General features: G+C 56.4%; 12 protein-coding genes. 1 reads left to right on the forward strand and 11 read right to left on the reverse strand.

Translation table 11 applies throughout. The annotated features are described in order from the left end of the window. Positions 1 to 63: 63 nt before the first annotated feature. On the reverse strand, positions 64 to 1,317 hold the full coding sequence (amiC, locus tag L3069_RS17965; protein WP_022649226.1) for an N-acetylmuramoyl-L-alanine amidase AmiC: 1,254 nt from the start codon (positions 1,315 to 1,317) through the stop codon (positions 64 to 66). A gap of 227 nt (positions 1,318 to 1,544) precedes the next feature. On the opposite strand from amiC, the gene argA reads away from it, so the two are divergent. Beyond that, positions 1,545 to 2,876 (forward strand): amino-acid N-acetyltransferase, encoded by a 1,332-nt coding sequence (gene argA / locus L3069_RS17970; RefSeq protein ID WP_022649227.1) that lies wholly within the window; start codon positions 1,545 to 1,547, stop codon positions 2,874 to 2,876. 33 nt (positions 2,877 to 2,909) lie between these two features. Here the strand turns inward: argA and recD are convergent, their stop codons facing one another. From recD to lgt, 10 genes are all read right to left on the reverse strand, one after another. Further along, positions 2,910 to 4,730: an exodeoxyribonuclease V subunit alpha gene (recD, locus tag L3069_RS17975; RefSeq protein WP_038416617.1), complete on the reverse strand. Its 1,821-nt coding sequence runs from the start codon at positions 4,728 to 4,730 to the stop codon at positions 2,910 to 2,912. Beyond that, positions 4,727 to 8,269 carry an exodeoxyribonuclease V subunit beta gene (gene recB / locus L3069_RS17980; RefSeq protein WP_022649229.1) on the reverse strand — a complete coding sequence of 1,181 codons (3,543 nt, stop codon included), beginning with the start codon at positions 8,267 to 8,269 and terminating at the stop codon, positions 4,727 to 4,729. Before recB ends, recD begins: the two co-directional genes overlap by 4 nt. After that, the gene (gene ptrA, locus L3069_RS17985; protein WP_038416618.1) at positions 8,266 to 11,148 is read right to left on the reverse strand and encodes a pitrilysin; all 2,883 of its coding nucleotides are present in this window, start codon (positions 11,146 to 11,148) and stop codon (positions 8,266 to 8,268) included. Before ptrA ends, recB begins: the two co-directional genes overlap by 4 nt. A gap of 139 nt (positions 11,149 to 11,287) precedes the next feature. Further along, positions 11,288 to 14,662 carry an exodeoxyribonuclease V subunit gamma gene (recC, locus tag L3069_RS17990; RefSeq protein ID WP_100167690.1) on the reverse strand — a complete coding sequence of 1,125 codons (3,375 nt, stop codon included), beginning with the start codon at positions 14,660 to 14,662 and terminating at the stop codon, positions 11,288 to 11,290. Positions 14,663 to 14,674: 12 nt separating this feature from the next. Then, positions 14,675 to 14,998, reverse strand: a complete 324-nt coding sequence (locus L3069_RS17995) for a prepilin-type N-terminal cleavage/methylation domain-containing protein (protein WP_023298509.1) — start codon at positions 14,996 to 14,998, stop codon at positions 14,675 to 14,677. Further along, a complete protein-coding gene (locus tag L3069_RS18000) occupies positions 14,983 to 15,381 on the reverse strand; it encodes a DUF2509 family protein (RefSeq protein WP_038416622.1) in 399 nt (132 codons plus the stop codon). The genes L3069_RS17995 and L3069_RS18000 overlap by 16 nt, the downstream gene beginning before the upstream one ends. Continuing rightward, positions 15,378 to 15,938 carry a prepilin peptidase-dependent protein gene (locus tag L3069_RS18005; protein ID WP_038416624.1) on the reverse strand — a complete coding sequence of 187 codons (561 nt, stop codon included), beginning with the start codon at positions 15,936 to 15,938 and terminating at the stop codon, positions 15,378 to 15,380. Before L3069_RS18005 ends, L3069_RS18000 begins: the two co-directional genes overlap by 4 nt. Then, on the reverse strand, positions 15,929 to 16,393 hold the full coding sequence (locus tag L3069_RS18010; protein ID WP_032626041.1) for a prepilin peptidase-dependent protein: 465 nt from the start codon (positions 16,391 to 16,393) through the stop codon (positions 15,929 to 15,931). Before L3069_RS18010 ends, L3069_RS18005 begins: the two co-directional genes overlap by 10 nt. Before the next feature lie 184 nt (positions 16,394 to 16,577). Continuing rightward, entirely contained in the window at positions 16,578 to 17,372 is a 795-nt protein-coding gene (gene thyA / locus L3069_RS18015; protein WP_006811817.1) for a thymidylate synthase, read from the reverse strand. 6 nt (positions 17,373 to 17,378) lie between these two features. Continuing rightward, positions 17,379 to 18,254: a prolipoprotein diacylglyceryl transferase gene (gene lgt, locus L3069_RS18020; protein WP_032626044.1), complete on the reverse strand. Its 876-nt coding sequence runs from the start codon at positions 18,252 to 18,254 to the stop codon at positions 17,379 to 17,381. Positions 18,255 to 18,409 lie beyond the last annotated feature (155 nt).

An 18,409-nucleotide genomic window follows, 5' to 3' on the forward strand; every position in this document is an offset into this window, starting at 1 on the left:
AAGGGTGTTTTTTTTGTATCTGCCGTTTGTGAAAGTGCCGGGCGAGATACCCGGCGTAATACCCTATCCCCGCCGCGCCAGCGTTTCCCCGTCTGAGAAATAGGCCCGAATACCCGCCAGAATCGACTCCGCCACTTCCTGCTGGAATTTAGCCGTCTTGAGCTTGCGTTCCTCTTGCACGTTACTGATAAACGCGGTTTCGACCAGAATGGACGGAATATCTGGCGCTTTCAGTACCGCAAATCCGGCCTGCTCGACGCTGTTTTTGTGCAGCTTGTTGACCCGGCCCAGTTTGCCCAGCACCGCTTTACCAAACTTCAGACTGTCGGTAATGGTCAGCGACTGCACCATATCAAACAGCGTATGGTCGACGTAACGATCCCCGCTTTTACTCACGCCACCGATTAAATCCGAGGCGTTCTGCGTGTCCGCCAGGTATCTCGCGGCGGTACTGGTCGCCCCTTTCGTTGACAGGGCAAACACCGACGATCCGCTCGGCTGGCGGCTGGTGAAGGCGTCCGCATGAATAGAGACAAACAGATCCGCGCGCTGCTTCTGCGCTTTCGCCACGCGGACCTTCAGCGGGATAAAGACATCTTCGTTGCGCGTCATGTAGGCGCGCATATTGCCCTCTTTGTCGATTAACGCCTTCAGACGACGGGCAATTTGCAGCACCACATCTTTTTCGCGGGTGTGATATTTCCCAACGGCGCCGGAATCTTCTCCGCCGTGGCCAGGATCGAGCATGATCACAATCGGACGATCGCGCCCCGCCCTGCCCGGCTTAGGACCACTTTGCGCAGGTGGGACCTGCCGCTGGAGATCGCCTTTGTTGTAATCTTCAAGTAACGCCAGGAGCGGATCCTGAATATCCGTTGCATTCGCCGGATAGAGATCCATTACCAGGCGCTCCTTAAAGGCGGCAACAGGCGCAAGGGCAAAGAGCTGCGGTTTCACGTTCTGCTTCAGCTCAAACACCATGCGCACGGTTTGCGGATCGAACTGCCCGACACGCGCCGATTTGATAAAAGGATCGTCGCCACGGATCTGCGCCGCCATGCCTTTAAGCACGGAGTTGAGATTCACACCTTCGAGATCAACCACCACACGTTCAGGATTGCTGAGGGCAAATTGTTTGTATTTCAGCACGCGGTTGGACTCGACCGTCACGCGCGTATAGGTCGACGACGGCCAGACGCGCACCGCGACTACCTGGCTTGTGGCGGCAAGACCCACCTGGCTGACGCTAAGCAACCACATCGCCCCGGCCCCTTTTAACAGGCGGCGGCGGCTTATTGCTGAATTGGATCCCGACATGCTTCTCCCGAGCAAGAAATCTGATTGATGAACAAAACGCCCAAATTGACCGAAAACTTTAACGAATGACGCATAAACTGTCATCTATAAAAGGGTAAACAATCATACGTTAACGCACGGATTACTTATTATTTTCTGTGGGTCGCAGAAAATTTTGGCTTGCACACGCGGCCACAATCGAATAAAAATACATAAATAACGAATAAACATTCATTAAGGGTTGTGTCATGGTTAAGGAACGCAGAACCGAACTGGTCCAGGGATTCCGCCATTCTGTTCCCTATATCAACACCCATCGGGGGAAAACCTTTGTCATCATGCTTGGCGGTGAAGCCATTGAGCATGAGAACTTTTCCAGTATCGTCAATGATATCGGCCTGCTGCACAGCCTCGGCATCCGTCTGGTGGTGGTGTATGGCGCACGTCCGCAAATCGAAGCCAACCTGGCCGCCCATCACCATGAGCCGATCTACCACAAACATACCCGCGTGACGGATGCGAAAACCCTCGAACTGGTCAAACAGGCGGCGGGTCTGTTGCAGCTCGATATCACCGCCCGCCTGTCGATGAGCCTGAGTAATACGCCGCTGCAGGGCGCGCACATCAACGTGGTGAGCGGCAACTTTATCATCGCTCAGCCGCTCGGCGTGGACGATGGCGTGGATTACTGCCACAGCGGCCGCATCCGGCGCATTGATGAAGAAGCCATTCACCGCCAGTTAGACAATGGCGCGATCGTCCTGATGGGACCCGTTGCCGTTTCCGTAACGGGTGAAAGTTTTAATCTGACCTCAGAAGAGATTGCCACCCAGCTGGCCATCAAGCTGAAAGCGGAAAAAATGATCGGCTTTTGCTCCTCACAGGGTGTCGTGAACGATGAGGGCGTGATTGTGCCAGAACTTTTTCCGAATGAAGCCCAGGCGCGCGTCGAAGCGCTGGAAGCACAAGGCGATTACTATTCCGGTACCGTGCGTTTTCTGCGCGGCGCCGTCAAAGCGTGCCGCAGCGGGGTACGCCGCAGCCACCTGATCAGCTATCAGGAAGACGGCGCGCTGTTGCAGGAACTGTTCTCCCGGGACGGGATCGGTACGCAGATCGTAATGGAGAGCGCCGAGCAGATCCGCCGTGCCACCATCAATGACATCGGCGGCATTCTGGAGCTGATCCGTCCGCTGGAACAACAGGGCATTCTGGTTCGCCGCTCCCGCGAGCAGCTGGAGATGGAGATCGACAAGTTCACCATCATCCAGCGAGATAACCTGACCATTGCCTGTGCGGCGCTTTATCCGTTCCCGGAAGAGCAGATTGGCGAAATGGCGTGCGTTGCCGTGCACCCGGATTACCGTAGCTCCTCGCGGGGGGAACTGCTGCTTGAACGCGTGGCGGCACAGGCGCGCCAGATGGGTCTGAGCAAGCTGTTCGTGCTCACCACGCGCAGCATTCACTGGTTCCAGGAGCGCGGCTTCACGCCGGTGGATATTGATTCTCTGCCGGAAAGTAAGAAAGAGATGTACAACTACCAGCGCCGCTCGAAGGTGTTAATGGCGGACCTGGGATAACAATCACCCTCTCCTGTCGGAGAGGGTGATTACTCAGACAGATTCAAAAATCGCGCTTAATCCGCTTCTGCGCTCGGTGCGAGTGGCAATCGCCTGTCCCAGCACGCGTTCATCCGCATACAGCGACAGACGCTGGCGCGCACGGGTAACGGCGGTGTAGACCAACTCACGGGTTACGACCGGCGAAAGCTGTGTCGGCAGGATCAGCGCCGCATGGTTGAACTCTGAGCCCTGAGACTTGTGTACCGTCATCGCCCATGCCGTTTCATGCTCTGGCAGACGGCTGGGCTGGACGGACTTCACGCTGCCGTCCGGTAGCTGGAACCAGACGCGCAAACCGTTACCGCGATCGAGCGCAATACCGATATCCCCGTTGAACAGCCCCAGCGTACTGTCGTTGCGGGAGATCATCACTGGCCGGCCTTCATACCATCGCGAATGCTGCTGACGGTTAATTTTGCGTTTCTGCACGAGCAGCTGCTCCAGCCTGTCGTTCAGGCCCGCAACGCCGAACGGCCCTTCCCGCAATGCGCACAGAAGCTGGTATTCGCCAAATGCGGCAATGACCTGCCCGGGCTGACTGCGCTGCTGCACGCAGCTCAGAAAACGCTGGTATCCCTGGAGAGCCTCCTCAAGCATAGCCTGATACTCTTCCCCGCTTTGCAGCGATTTCTTTTCAATGTCAGTGAAAGAGCCGTCAAACACCGTGCGCGTGGCATGCCGATCGCCACGGTTGACCGCCGCAGCCAGCTGGCCGATGCCGGAGTTGCTACCGAAACGGTAGCTTTTTTGCAGCAGGCACAGGCTGTCACGCAGTGCGCCTGCGACCGGCGAGTGATCGGGTTCAAGCGAGCAGCCGGTCAGGCGGGCAAGCTCCTGCGCCCGCGCGGCGGTATAACCGTAGCTGGCGTAGGTACAGATATCCCCCAGTACCGCCCCGGCTTCCACGGAGGCGAGCTGGTCGCGATCGCCCAGGAAAACCACGCGCGCATGCGGCGGCAGAGCATCGATCAGGCGCGACATCATGGTCAGGTCAATCATGGAGGCTTCATCCACCACCAGCACGTCCAGATGCAGCGGATTACCCGCATGGTAGCGCAGCCGCTGGCTACCCGGCTGCGCGCCGAGCAGACGGTGCAGGGTACTCGCTTCACCCGGGAAAAGCGCAAGCTGCTCCTGAGTGAGCGGCAGCTGTTGCATCGCACCGCCCAGTGATTCGGTCAGTCGCGCCGCTGCTTTCCCGGTGGGCGCCGCCAGACGAATACGACATCGCTGCTCGCCTGATAGCTGGATCAGGGCTGCCAGCAGCTTTGCGACGGTCGTGGTTTTCCCGGTCCCCGGGCCACCTGAAATCACCGAAATCCGCCGCGTCAGGGCGACGGCCGCCGCCACTTTCTGCCAGTCTGTAGGCTCACCGGAGTCAAACAGCCTGTCCAGTGTCTGGCGAAGCTGCGCTTCGTCGCAGGGAAGCGGCGCGTTGGTCTCACTAAAGAAACGCGCTACCGTCAGTTCGTTTCGCCACAGACGGTTCAGATATAAGCGCTCCCCCGTCAGGATCAGCGGCGCCTGGTTTTCTCCCGGCCCGACGGCCGACGATTCGCGCAAAATTTTCTGCCAGTCCACCCTCTCCCCCAGCAGCGCAAAGCAGGACTGGAGGACAGGCGCCATTTTCTCGTCAACTACCAGACGCGAGAGCGGCAGACACACATGCCCCTCTCCGGCGTCTTTACTCAAAAGGGCAGCGGCAAGCATCACGGCGGGCTGGTCAGCGGCAATCATCATGGCAAACTGCACGTCCAGCTGACGCAGCACGCGTTGCTCTACCGCTTCCAGCAATAAGTCCTGCATCGTCATGCCATCTCCTCCGTGTTTGCTGCAAACAGGTTATCCATTTTATTAATCAATTCCGCATCCGGACGGGTGCTGAAGATCCCGGAGCGCGGATCGGCAGCGTCGACCCCGCGCAAGAAGAGGTAGATGACGCCACCAAAATGATCGTCGTAGCGGTAATCCGCAATACGGTGGCGCAAATAGCGGTGCAGCGCTAGCGTGTAGAGCTGATATTGCAGATCGTAGCGATGCATTTGCATGGCTGCCGCCATCGCCTGCTGGGTATAGGCTTCGCTGTTCTCGCCCAGCCAGTTCGATTTGTAATCCAGCAGGTAGTACCGTCCTTCGTGACGGAAGACCAGGTCGATAAAACCTTTCAGCATGCCCTGCACCTGACGGAAGTTCAGCGGCGGGCAACCGGCTGAGAGCGGATCGTACTGACGGATAAGCGCATCGAGCGCGTCGGCCTTAAGCGGGCCTGCGACAGGCAGATAAAACTCCATCTCAACCTGTTTATTTCTGGCCGTTAGCTGACGAAGAGCGAAGCCCTGCTCAGTCAGCGGCGCCTGCAAAATGGCGTTGATCCAGTCAGTGAGAACGGGCTGCCAGTGCGCGTCATAGCCCCCGCTCTGTAACATCTTCAGCACCCACTCCTCACTGACAGGCTGAGTAAAATCAAGCTCTTCAAAGAGGCTGTGCAAAAAGGTGCCCGGCGACGCGCCGCGTGGGAACTGATGCGGAGTTAACGTCGGTTCAACCGGAATATCACCCACCCCTGCGGCATCCACGTCCAGCTTCGGCATGAGATCCAGCGCAATACTTTGCCCGTGCTGTTGCAGGCCAGAATAGCTGGTGACGCGCCAGTCGTCGGCAAGCACCCGCGTGATCTGGCGCGCATTAAGGTCGGTCGCGGGCTCTTGCGCCATTTGCCAGCGGCTATTGTCTGGCAGAGACGGGATATGCAGCGCGATATCGTCACCGCAGAGCGACTCAATGCAGAGGCGCAACCCCGCCGCATCTTTCGGCTCGCCACGCTGAATAAGCCGCCCTAACGCGCTTAAATGGAAATCGCTTTCCCCTGTTTTCTCCCCGCGACGGCGGAAAACCGGGGCGACGCCCAGGCTGCAATGCCAGACAGAACGGGTCAGCGCTACGTAAAGCAGGCGCAAATCCTCCGCCAGACGCTCCGCTTCTGCCAGTTCAACGCTGGTCTCCGCCTTGCTGAGATCGAGCACCGCATCGAAAGTCTCGCGGTCATGGTAAAAGGCCTGATCCTGAACCCGGTAGTTCGCGATGAAAGGCAGCCAGACCAGCGGATATTCGAGACCTTTGGATTTGTGAATGGTGACGATTTGCACCAGATGCTTATCGCTCTCAAGACGCATCTGCTGGCTTGAAGAGTTACTGTTTGGATCCGCGATTTGCTGCGCCAGCCAACGCACAAGGGCATGTTCACTTTCAAGCTGGGTACCCGCTTCCTGTAACAGTTCGCTGATGTGTAAAATATCGGTCAGACGCCTTTCACCGCCGGATGTCGCCAGCATATTTTCGGCAATCTGACGCCGTGTCATCAGCTCGCGCAGCATCGCCATAACGCCGCGCTTTTGCCAGCGTTCACGGTAATGGACAAACTCTTCTACCACCGCATCCCATGCGTTTTCGTCATGGTTGAGTTCATCAATATCCCGTGCGTTCAACCCCAGCATAGAACTGGCCAGCGCGCTTCGAAGCGTATTTTCGCGCTCCGGCGCCAGCACCGCCTGAAGCAACCAGAGCATTTCCTGGGCTTCCAGCGTGTCGAACACGCTGTCGCGGTTAGAGAGATACACTGACGGAATATCCAGCAACGTTAGCGCATCGCGGATTAACGCCGCTTCCTGACGACTGCGCACCAGCACGGTAATATCAGAGGCCTTTACAGGATATGCCTGTTCCCCCTTCCACAGTAGTGCCTCGCCGCGCGCGCCTGCGCTTAGCCAGTCACGGATTTGCGCGGCGCAGTGCTGGGCCATCGCCGCCTGATAATCGGCAACGCCATAGCCTTCCCCCTCAAGCAGCCAGAAGGTCATGGCGGGTTGCACCGCCCCGCTGACTTCGAAGCGCAGGGATGCGTTTTTTGGGGCGGATTTCACCGGCAGGAAAGGGATTTCATTGAACATAAACGCCGTCTCCATACGGCTGAACAGCGCATTGACGCTCTCAACCATCCCCGGAGCGGAGCGCCAGTTGGTATCTAACGTGTAATGCGCGACCACCTCACTACGGGCTTTCATATAGGTGAAGATATCTGCCCCACGGAAGGCGTAAATGGCCTGTTTAGGGTCGCCTATCAGCAGCAGGGCAGTGTCGGGCTGCTGTCGCCAGATGCGACGAAAAATGCGGTACTGCTGGGGGTCGGTGTCCTGAAATTCGTCAATCATCGCCACCGGAAAACGGGTACGGATCGCGCTGGCGAGCGCTTCACCATTCTCGCTGGACAGGGCTTCGTCCAGGCGGCTCAGCATGTCATCAAACCCCAGCTCGCCCCGGCGACGTTTTTCGCGCGCGACGGCCTGGCGGATCTCCGTCATGGCGCGGGTGATCATCAGGTCATTGAGCGTTAATGGCTCCGCAAGCAGCGCTTCAATCGCCACAAACAGGGGATGCTCAGGCACAATACCGTCGGCTTTGGTTCGCTCGGTCAAAAAGCGCTGCGAAAATTTTTCCAGTGCGTCCGGAAGCTGGTAACCCCGCGTCTCCTCCTGGGCCCAGGCGCTGATCTTTTCGATCCACTTCCCCTGGTTCCCACGGTTGAACTTGCGTCTGTCGATGCCTGAGTTTTCGATGATTGCATCAATTTCACCAACCGACTCATTCCACTTCTGCTTAAGCGCGGTAATTTTGGCGACGATCTTTTCATGGCGCGAGGCCAGCGTTTCATCGGCAGGCGGAGGAGATTTAATGACCGGCGCTTCGCCTTGCAGGTAACGGTCGATGGCGCGAAGAAGCTCTTCCGGACCTTTCCACAGGGCGTGAACCGCTTCAGCAATGTCGCGCTGCAACGGATAACAGTGACGACGCCAGAAATCCGCACAGGCCTGATAGCGAAGCTCGGATTCATCTTCAATAAGCTGCTGCTCAAAGAGCATGCCGGATTCAAACGCATTCAGGCTCAGCATGCGCTGACAAAAACCGTGAATGGTGAAGACGGACGCTTCATCCATTTGCCGTTCGGCCAGCAGCAGCCATTGCGCAGCCTGTTGCTTATCCGCAATCTCGTCCAGCAGGCTCGCATAGAGGGGGTTATCCGTCGTCTGACGCAGACAGGCGATGCGCAGCTCATGAATGTTGCTGCGAATACGGCCACGCAGCTCGGCAGTGGCCGCTTCGGTGAAGGTTACCACCAGCAGCTCTTCCACGCTTAACGGGCGCGAAAAAGCGGCGTTGCCGCCGAGCCCCAACAGCAGACGCAGATAGAGCGCGGCGATGGTATAGGTTTTTCCCGTTCCCGCTGAGGCTTCAATCAGTCGCTCACCCTGTAGAGGTAAACTTAGGGGATCAAGCGGCTCAGCGGTATGGGTCATTCTTTCTTACTCCAGGGCATAGTTTGTTGCAGCGCGCTGACGCTCTTCCAGACGGTCCACTCTTTTGATTTTACGTAGTCCGTTTTCCCGTTCTGGCTGCCAGAAACCTGAGACAGGATGGCCATACCCTGCGGTTTAACTACCGCCTGATGGAAGAAATCGGCAACTTTTTGTGGCGTCAGCTGTTTTATTTCGGCCACTATTTTATCACGCGAATCAAATTTCATATTACCGCGATCAAAATCTTTGCTCAGCTGCGAGGCCTCTTCACCCAGCGTCTGCGGCGGTTGCATCACCTGGGCGATAACCGCCTGCTGGATCTGGGCAAACTCTTCCGGCTTCATGGCGCGCAGTTTTGCTTCCGCCTGCGGGAAGAATGCCTGATAACGTTGCCACAGGTAAGCAGGTTGTTTGTCGCTGCTTTGCAGAAGGAAGCCCAACCCCCACTGACGGCCCACATTCATCGAGAAAGCGAATACCGCATAACCCAGCTGCTCTTCGGTGCGCAGCTGGTTGTAAAACCACGGCTGAATAATTTGACCGAGCACCGCACTCTGGGCAGAGCTGGTAAATTCGTCATATCCGACAGGGACAAACACCGCGGCCAGCGCGGAATCCGTGCTGCTTCCCGCTTTTTCGAAGATCGCATTCTGCTTTTTCTCTACCAGCACATCCTGGTTACGGCACCACTCATCGCCTTTTGAACCCAGTTGCGCACGCACGTTTTGTGCCAGCGTTTTAGCCTGATCTTCGCTCATGTTCCCTACAACCAGGAACTCCGGACGGGTATTGGTTTTCAGCGAATCACGGTAAGCCAGCACCTCTTTTAAGGTGACTGAGGGCAATAACGCGCGGCGATCTTCGCGCTGGAAATAAGGAATTTGGGACAACATCTGTGCTGGCATAATCGCCTGATCGTAGGCTTTACCCTTCTCGGCAGACTCCATCATCTGGGCATACCAGGACTTAGCCTGCTCGAGCTGTTCTTCCGTAGGCGTATAGCTGAAATAACCGTCCAGCAGCGCCTGGAACAGCTGCGGCAAACGCTGGGTATAGCCGTTGGCATTCACCATCAGACCGTTATTGGCATTGGTGGAGAAACTGATACCGCCAACGGCAGCCTGGTTGCTGAGCTGATCGAGGGCAATACCGGCCAGATAATCGTTAAGCGCAAACAGCACCTGGTTTCTGGCGCTGTCCATTGCTTTAGGATTACGCAGCACTACGCTGACATCCGCTTTTGGCTCGTCGCCGAAATAGCGGCTTGGGGTGTAGACCACGCGCAGCGTCGGCTCATCAACAATCAGCTCCGGATGCGGATAGGCCTTTGCGGGTTTGATCAGCGAGAAATCGTCCGGGATGTAGGGGTTAAGCTCCGGTAACTTCAGCGCAATTTCCCCCGCCTTTTTCTGCCAGCCCGCGAAGGTCTGTTCGCTGATTTTTTCAACCTGATACGGGGCATCAACGAAGTAGGCCATTTTGTTATGCGGTTCGTTCGGGCTGATATACCAGACGCGGGCATTCTGCGGAGTCATCATCGCCAGACGCGCTTTGAGCGCCCCGGCGTCATACTGATCGGCAATATTTACCGCATCCAGCGTATGTTCCACCGGCACGCGGATCATGGTATCTGCCAGCCACTCGACGTAGTCCATATCACGCGTAATAGAGGGATAGCGGAAATCGAGATCCAGCACGTGCGCCAGCTCGTCGAAGTAGCGTTTATCGACGCCTTTGTCGCGCAGCAGAGAGAGATAACTGAAAATGGCCGCAACGACGTCGTCACGGTGAGCCAGCCCTTTATCGGTCAGCGTCGCGGAGATGGCCAGCACGCCGCTATTCCCGTTTACGACGGGATCGGAGTCAGCGCGAATACCTTCCACCAGCCCCTGCTTTTGCAGCCAGTCGGAGAGCGTACCCGGGCTGCGGTTACCGATAAGATAAGTCACCAGCTCGTCGGTTTTGCTGCGGAACTGCGCCGTGTTGTTATCAATACGGAATTCAACGCGTAACACCTTGCGCGGCAAGGCCGGCACATAGTGAATAACAATGCCTTTTTGCGCGTCCGTGACAACCGGCACGTTAATCTGCGGCAGATCGATATTTTTATTTGGCACCCTGCCATAGGTCTGCGCAGCCATGTTTGCCAGCGTCGGCAACGGTTTATTGCTGTAAATAACCGCTTTCATCAGATTGGCGGAATAGTATTTTTCACGAAACGCATGCAGCGCATCGAGCACCGGGCTACCCGGCTTGTCCCTCAGCGTTTCAAGGTTGCCGCCTGAGAAGCGCGAACCCGGATGCGCCGGATTGATGGTTTCAGCGCTAACCTGCGCCATGCGCATACCGTCTCGCGTGCGCGCCATCGTCAGTTCGGCGTTTACGGCGTTGCGTTCCCGGTCAGCATATTTTTTATCCAGCAGCGGTGCGGCGATGGCATCCGCCAGACGGTCCACCGCCCCGTCAAGCGCATCATTTTCCACTTCCAGGTAAAACGCGGTACGATACGGCGCAGTGCTGGCGTTGTGGCTGCCACCATGCATTTTCAGAAATTCGGACAGGCTGTCAGGCTGTGGGTATTTTTTAGACCCCATCAGCGTCATGTGCTCAAGGTAGTGCGCCAGTCCCGGATGGTCATCAGGATCTTCCAGCGATCCGACCGGCACAACCAGTGCGGAGAGCGATTTAACCGCCTGAGGATCGGAAACCAGCAGCACGGTCATCCCGTTATCAAGACGAATCGCCTGATACTGACGGGTGTCCTTATCGCTCTTACGGATTGTTTCCTGGACAGGTTGCCAACCGGAATCGGCCTGAGTGACGGGAGCCCAAAGGGCGATAAACAAAACAAATGCTTTGAACAAGGTGCTGCCTGGCATTACGACCTCTTTATCACGGCTACATCATTAACAACGTGCGTGCTGGACACGCCAGCATCTCTTTCTTTGGGTACATCAGTCCGTGATAAGAGGTGCATCATAAATGAACACCCCGTGCTGTGCAATTTTTATACAGCACTCAGGACTGCTTAAATTTGAACAACGGTAACAGGTAGCGTTGCGCCTCTTCCGTGATAATGTCGAAATATTCTGGGTCCAGCGTTCGCCATAAACGTTGATACCAGACATCGTCGCCCTCGCCACGTACCATCATGTTCCCTTCGTAGGCCTGCAAAAACTTGCTGCGCGCTTTCTGGAGCGAAGCCTCATCCGTTAACATGGCATCATTCTGCGCGTCGTAACAGGCTTTTATCCATGCCCCCCCACTTTCAGGCAGCAAAAGCAGAGGCTTGTTCATGCCCTGACGATAACCTTCAATATAAAGCGACAGATACGTCAACGCCTGCTCAGGCTCCATCGGCGGGAAGCGCCACTCGCCGTCCTTACGTACAAACAACCGGCTTTCGCCTTCGTGACCACTCGCACTGTAGACAAGATGTTCGAGCCAGAGTTGCAGGCCATGTGAAACGCTGAGCATAGATGGGCGCCAGCGTAGCAGCCCGTCAGACTGCACGTGCGTGAGCCAGCCGCTGAGGTGCATACCGTTGCAATCGAGATCAATTTCAATGCTGCTCGCCGGTTGCCGACACGCGATAACCCGGTCAGCAAGCGCTTGCATCTCCTCACACTGGGCATCCCAGACGATTTCGCCGAACGCACCATACGGCAGTAATCCCGACGCCCTGTAACGTCGGAACAGTTTACTGGCGTCTTCTTCGTCAACCAGCGCATTCAAAAGCTGGGAATTAAGCTTAAAACGCTCCAGTCCATCAAGAATAAACGGTTCCGCATCAGGGATTTCGCTCTCTTCCGAGCGGAAGTTCACCTGCAAGCGTTGCTGGAAAAAAGCCCGAACCGGATGGGCCCAAAAGCGCTGCAGCTGCTCAAACGTAAGGGTGTCTATGGCGCGCGGTTCGAGCGCCTGAATGAAATCGGTTTGCGGTGTGCCCGCGTTCTTCGCAGCGGGAAGCCACTCGCGGGCGTAGCTTTGCAGTTCATCAGGAACGTAATTGACAGGATCAAACGGCATACGGCTATGGTGACAGGTAATATGCGCTTTCACCCGACGTTCGCTTTCGTCGCAGTTACAGGCCTCATCGCCCGGCAGATAGTGACTCTGCCCGATGTAGTCCACCAGCTCCTGCACCAGCACGGACGGGAAACGCTCGCTGTTGTCCTGAATTGAACGGCCGATATAGCTGATATAAAGCCTGCTTTGCGCAGACATCAGCGCCTCAAGGAAGAGATAACGGTCATCATCGCGGCGGCTGCGGTCGCCCCGCTTCGGCTGTGCGCTCATGAGATCAAAGCCCAGGGGTGGCAGCGCACGTGGATAAATACCGTCGTTCATGCCAAGCAGACAGACTACTTTGAACGGGATTGAACGCATCGGCATCAGGGTGCAGATATTCACCGGCCCAGCAAGGAAGCGCTGGCTGATGCGCTCCTGATCGAGACGTTGCGTCAGCTCATCACGCAGAAGCGAAAGGGGAACCGCCTCGTGATAGTGCGAATTAACCCCCTCATCAACGATGGCCTGCCACTGCTTCTCGATAAGCGCCATGGCGGCTTCCGTTTCGCTGTCCGGCAGGAAGAAGTCATTTAGCATTTCGCGGCAAATCGGCAGCCACTCTTCGAGTGGACGGGGCTGCATCAATGCACGGCGCCAGCGGTTGAGCTGCATCAGCAGCGAGGCTAAGTGACCAACCAGTTCCGCAATTAACCCACTGGACTCATCGTACGGCAGCACGTCATTCCATTCGCCGTGGATGCTCTCCATCGCATACCCCAGCAGCATACGCGTCAGGCCAAACTGCCAGGTATGCTGGCCAGTCGCGGGCAGCTCAAACTCCTGGACGTTATCATCGTCGATTCCCCAGCGGACGCCGGATTCGTTGACCCACTGGCGCAGGTAGCGCAAGCCCTCTTCGTTAATGCTGAAGCGTGCGGCCAGAACAGGCACATCCAGTAATGCCAGCACATCCTCAGAGATAAACCGGCTATCAGGCAGCGAAAGCAGGCTGATAAAGGCCTGTAGCGCCGGGTGTGACTGACGAGCACGGCGGTCAGAGATCGCGTAGGGAAGATAGCGGTCGCCCGTTGCGCTGCCAAATACAGCCTGAATAAAAGGGCTGTAGCTGTCGATATCCGCCACCATCACCACGATATCGCGGGGTGTCAGGGTTGGGTCGTCCTGCAACATGGCCAACAGGCGGTCATGAAGAATTTCAACTTCACGCTGTGGGCTGTGGCAAACGTGGATCGCGATACTGCGATCGTCAGGATCCAGTTTTCGCTTCTTATCGCTTCGCGCAAACTCCTCGGCAGTGATCCCGGCCACGGCACGGTTTTCTAAATCCAGAATATCAAGCTGAATATTGTGCAGCAGGCTGTCCGGCGTAATATCCGCAAACGCGTCCACGTCCCCCTCTCCCGAGGAGGTGATATCTGAAAGCAGATAAATATAGTCGCGCCCCAGCTTGCCCCACGAGGCAAGTAGCGGGTTCGGCAGGTTCTGAATCCCCTCTTCATCGAAAAGCTGCGCCGCGTTTTCACTGTCTTTAAACAGCGGCACGGCGCGTTCCTCAAAGAGGCGTTTACGCTGGCGGGTGACCAGCCGTGAAAGCCAGCGCGGATCCTGAATATCTCCCCAATAGTGCCGACATGGGTTGGTAAAGAGGATATGGATATCAATGTGCTTACCGAGCGCTTTTAGCGCGTTCAGGTAGACAGGCGGCAGCGCGGAGATACCGCAAATGAACACGCGTGACGGCAAACGGGCTGGCCGTTCTGCGGTGTTCTCAAGTGTTGAGATAAAGCGATCGTACAAGTTAGCACGGTGCCATTTAGGCTGACCGAGCTGCCCGGTATGCTCGACCAGCGCTTTCCAGAGCGGTGCCTGCCAGATTTGCGCTTCCGGTAACCCATCGACTAATTCTCCCGCTTCCCAGCGAATCAGCCATTCTGCGCGGTAAACCAGATACTGGTCATAGAGGTCAGCAGTGCGTGAGGCCAGCTGAAAAAGTTTGCGCTTGTCGGTGTCGTCATTCAGATAGTGGCGCAGCATGGCGAACTCATCATGCGCCAGCATGTCCGGCAGCAGCGTCATCAGTTTCCAGGCCATGCTTTGTTTGTTGAAGGCACTCTGCTCAGGAATATCCGGCAGGACGCGTACAAACACCTCCCAGATAAAGCTCGCGGGCAGCGGAAAATCGATATTCGCCGCAATGCCAAACTTCTGCGAAAGGGACATTTGTAGCCACTGCGCCATACCGGTGCTCTGCACCAGCACCATTTCTGGCTCAAATGGATCGTCAAGACGCTCTTGCTCAACGATATACTCCATCAGTGCTTCCAGCACATCCAGACGATTTGAGTGGTAAACCCTTAGCATAAACGCTCCCGACTAGCGGCTAACCGGGCAATGCAGACGCGTCAACGCGCCCTGCCGCCCCAGAGGAGAAATAAGTGTGACCGTGATGCTGACACATCCGGACTGTGTTGTCTGCCCCCGACTGACCTGCCAGCCCGGCGGGAGCGTTAATGTTGAGATCTGCGACTGATTCCACGCATGATGCCATAGCTGGCGATACTGGCTAAGCGCCGCATACCGGGCAGCCAGCGCGCGATGATATCCGGATAACGCCGTCACAACCACAACCAGCAACATCATTGCCAGCAAAACCTCAACCATGCTAAATCCTTTTTGTCTGCTCAGGGTAACTGACATAGCGCACTTTCCTTAAGGGGGCAGAAGTCGCTCCAGCCGTGGGCAGAAAAGCGTATTTGTCCTTCCGCGATATCCCCGCCTCGCCATAGCAACAGATCGTCATTTCCGGCAATAAGCAAAACACGCTCCTCAAACAGCCTTACACAGACCCGCAGACCTTGTGTCTGCTTGCACTGAACCTCTGGCCGTAAAGCCCAGTCCTGAACGCGTCCCCACTCCAGTGCAGATTGCAAGGCAGCCTGCTGGCGAACAGACAAACTCTCGCCATTCACCAACGTACTAAAGGTTTGCAACTGCTGGTTTAATCCGGTGAGGATCAGCGTGCCGAGCACCAGCAATAGCAGGACCAGCGCCAGCGATGACATGCCCCGCTGACGATTCACAGATTAAACCCCGTTACGGTGTGGCGAGCCGAAAAGGGTGCGGTCAGTTCACCTTTGCGGCGGGCACGCAGCTCGATACTGATGACCGGCGCAAAGCCAGCACGATCGGTTTTAGTGACCATAAACTGCTCTATCAGGACCCGATCCGGGTCAGTGAGCTTATCCCATCCCTTACCTTCACAGGATGTCGCGCCCCGCAGCGTTTCGAGCGTTCCGGACTCAAGCCGGAATCCCGTGCTGTCATTTTCTGACGCGGTGCTATCCCACTGGCCGTTGCTGTTTGCATCCCATTGCACAATTGCACATCGCCCTTGCCTGCCGATAATTAACCCTTGCCCCTGACAATGCCCTGCACAGTATCCTGCTCGCTGGAGCTGTTTACCCATCGCAAGCAGGCGTTGCCACACCTCATCTTCCAGCTCCCGTTGCCCGGATTGCAGTAAAACACCCCGCTGTAGCGCCGGTAAAAAACGTGACGTGCTGAGTAACAGAATACTGCTTATCGTCATCGCAATCAGGACCTCCAGCAGGGAAAACCCTTTTTGTTTTACTGGCATAGACTTTCTCCTGCGGCATTACACAGCCTGATACGTCCGCCATTTGAGACAATAACCCACCACGCACCGGCGCGGCTCTGCACGCGAATATGTCCGGCCCATGCGGTATCCCTTAAGCCGTAAAATCCCAGCGCAGGCGTTACGTCGCTCAGCGTGACCTCCGGCCATAACGGTTTCATCACGAACGGGTCGCCGCTGTCGCAGCCCGGGACCACAGCGCTGACAAGGCAGGCCTGATTCCCGTCAGCGTGAAGCGCGATCCTGTGCTCGCTGTTGTGACGATTTGCGTCGTTTCGTAAGAACGCCAGGTAATCCCGCACCTGACAGGCTGTCTGCCAGAGCCGCTGCCGCTGTTGCCAGCTGTCCCAGCCATAAAGACCCGTCGCGCTGAGGATCACAACCAGCGAGATGGCGAAAAGGGTTTCGATAAGCGTAAAGCCATGTTCGTTTTTCATGGCGGAAGTGTGGCGGAATGGCAGAAAAGGCGCGAGCGTTAAACCAGAACATTACGAGCCGCTTTCCGGAGATTTTCACCCGTTGCAACGCGTTACATCGTCTCTGGAAACAGGCTCGAAGAACAAAACGAGCGCGAAAAAAAACCGGCGCTAAAGAGCACCGGTTGTGTCAGGATTCGCCGTATCAGATGGCGACAGGGGCTTTGATGCCAGGATGCGGGTCGTAGCCTTCAATCTCGAAGTCATCAAAACGGTAATCGAAGATCGAGTCCGGTTTGCGTTTGATCACAAGCTTCGGCAATGCACGCGGTTCGCGCGTCAGCTGGAGATGCGTCTGTTCCATATGATTGCTGTAGAGGTGGGTATCACCGCCCGTCCAGACAAAATCGCCCACTTCAAGATCGCACTGCTGCGCCATCATGTGCACTAACAGCGCGTAGCTGGCGATGTTAAACGGCAGGCCGAGGAACACGTCGCAGGAGCGTTGATACAGCTGGCAGGAGAGTTTGCCGTCCGCCACGTAGAACTGGAAAAACGCGTGGCAAGGCGCCAGCGCCATTTTATCCAGTTCACCCACGTTCCAGGCAGAAACAATGATACGGCGCGAGTCCGGGTCATTTTTCAGCTGGTTCATGACGGTCGTGATCTGGTCGATATGGCGGCCGTCCGGGGTAGGCCACGCGCGCCATTGCTTGCCGTAAACCGGCCCCAGGTCGCCGTTCTCATCTGCCCACTCGTCCCAGATGGAGACATTGTTTTCATGCAGATAAGCAACGTTGGTATCGCCTTGCAGGAACCAGAGCAGTTCATGAATGATCGAGCGCAGATGGCAGCGCTTCGTCGTCACCAGAGGGAAGCCTTCTTGCAGATTGAAGCGCATCTGGTGGCCAAAAATGGAGAGCGTACCGGTGCCGGTGCGGTCGTTTTTCGGCGTGCCCTCGTCGAGCACTTTTTTCATCAATTCAAGATACTGTTTCATGATTCCTCAGGAAAGTTGTTGCTGTGGACGACGACGATACGCCCAAATCATCATAATGGCACCCGCGACAATCATCGGAATGGAGAGGATCTGCCCCATGCTGATGTACTGTACCCACTCGCCGGTAAACTGTGCATCCGGCTGGCGGAAGAACTCGACGATGATACGAAACGCGCCGTAGCCAATCAGGAACAGACCAGATACTGCCCCCATTGGGCGCGGTTTGCGGATATACAGATTCAGGATGATAAACAGCACCACACCTTCCAGCGCCAGCTCATAAAGCTGAGACATATGACGCGGCAGAACGCCGTAGGTATCGAAAATGGACTGCCACTCAGGATGCGAAGGCAGCAGCGCGATATCCTCTGCGCGGGAGCCCGGGAACAGCATGGTAAACGGCACGCTCGGATCGACACGCCCCCAGAGTTCACCGTTGATGAAGTTGCCCAGACGCCCTGCACCCAGCCCAAACGGGATTAATGGCGCAATAAAATCAGCCACCTGGAAGAAGTTACGTTTGGTGCGTTTGGCGAAGATCACCATCACGAGGATCACACCAATCAGTCCGCCGTGGAAGGACATGCCGCCGTCCCAGACGCGCAACAGATAGAGCGGGTCGTTCAGGAATACCGGGAAGTTGTAGAACAGGACATAGCCGATGCGCCCGCCCAGGAATACGCCAAGAAAGCCAGCATAAAGCAGGTTTTCCACTTCGTTCTTCGTCCAGCCGCTGCCCGGACGACTGGCGCGACGACCAGCAAGCCACATGGCAAAGACGAAGCCCACCAGGTACATCAGTCCGTACCAGTGAAGCGCTACAGGTCCTATTGAGAAAATAACCGGATCGAATTCCGGAAAATGCAGATAACCACTGTTCATCTGTCACCACAAGATGTTGTTATTCCGCTGAAAGTGGACAGCGGCTGAATTGCATTCCCGCCGTTGGCAGGTGCTCCAAAGTTGCGAATCATAGCATAAGGCAGGCGCGGAGGATGCGCCTGAGATGTAAAAGATGTGTATAGGGTTTTATGCGC

Origin of the sequence: Enterobacter cloacae complex sp. ECL411, assembly GCF_021869665.1 — a bacterium.
Taxonomy (GTDB): domain Bacteria; phylum Pseudomonadota; class Gammaproteobacteria; order Enterobacterales; family Enterobacteriaceae; genus Enterobacter; species Enterobacter intestinihominis.

Coding starts and splice junctions, on each gene's coding strand:
- amiC (WP_022649226.1), bottom strand. CDS start 1,317: ATGTCGGGATCCAATTCAGCAATAAGCCGCCGCCGCCTGTTAAAAGGG.
- argA (WP_022649227.1), top strand. CDS start 1,545: ATGGTTAAGGAACGCAGAACCGAACTGGTCCAGGGATTCCGCCATTCT.
- recD (WP_038416617.1), bottom strand. CDS start 4,730: ATGACGATGCAGGACTTATTGCTGGAAGCGGTAGAGCAACGCGTGCTG.
- recB (WP_022649229.1), bottom strand. CDS start 8,269: ATGACCCATACCGCTGAGCCGCTTGATCCCCTAAGTTTACCTCTACAG.
- ptrA (WP_038416618.1), bottom strand. CDS start 11,148: ATGCCAGGCAGCACCTTGTTCAAAGCATTTGTTTTGTTTATCGCCCTT.
- recC (WP_100167690.1), bottom strand. CDS start 14,662: ATGCTAAGGGTTTACCACTCAAATCGTCTGGATGTGCTGGAAGCACTG.
- L3069_RS17995 (WP_023298509.1), bottom strand. CDS start 14,998: ATGTCAGTTACCCTGAGCAGACAAAAAGGATTTAGCATGGTTGAGGTT.
- L3069_RS18005 (WP_038416624.1), bottom strand. CDS start 15,938: ATGCCAGTAAAACAAAAAGGGTTTTCCCTGCTGGAGGTCCTGATTGCG.
- L3069_RS18010 (WP_032626041.1), bottom strand. CDS start 16,393: ATGAAAAACGAACATGGCTTTACGCTTATCGAAACCCTTTTCGCCATC.
- thyA (WP_006811817.1), bottom strand. CDS start 17,372: ATGAAACAGTATCTTGAATTGATGAAAAAAGTGCTCGACGAGGGCACG.
- lgt (WP_032626044.1), bottom strand. CDS start 18,254: ATGAACAGTGGTTATCTGCATTTTCCGGAATTCGATCCGGTTATTTTC.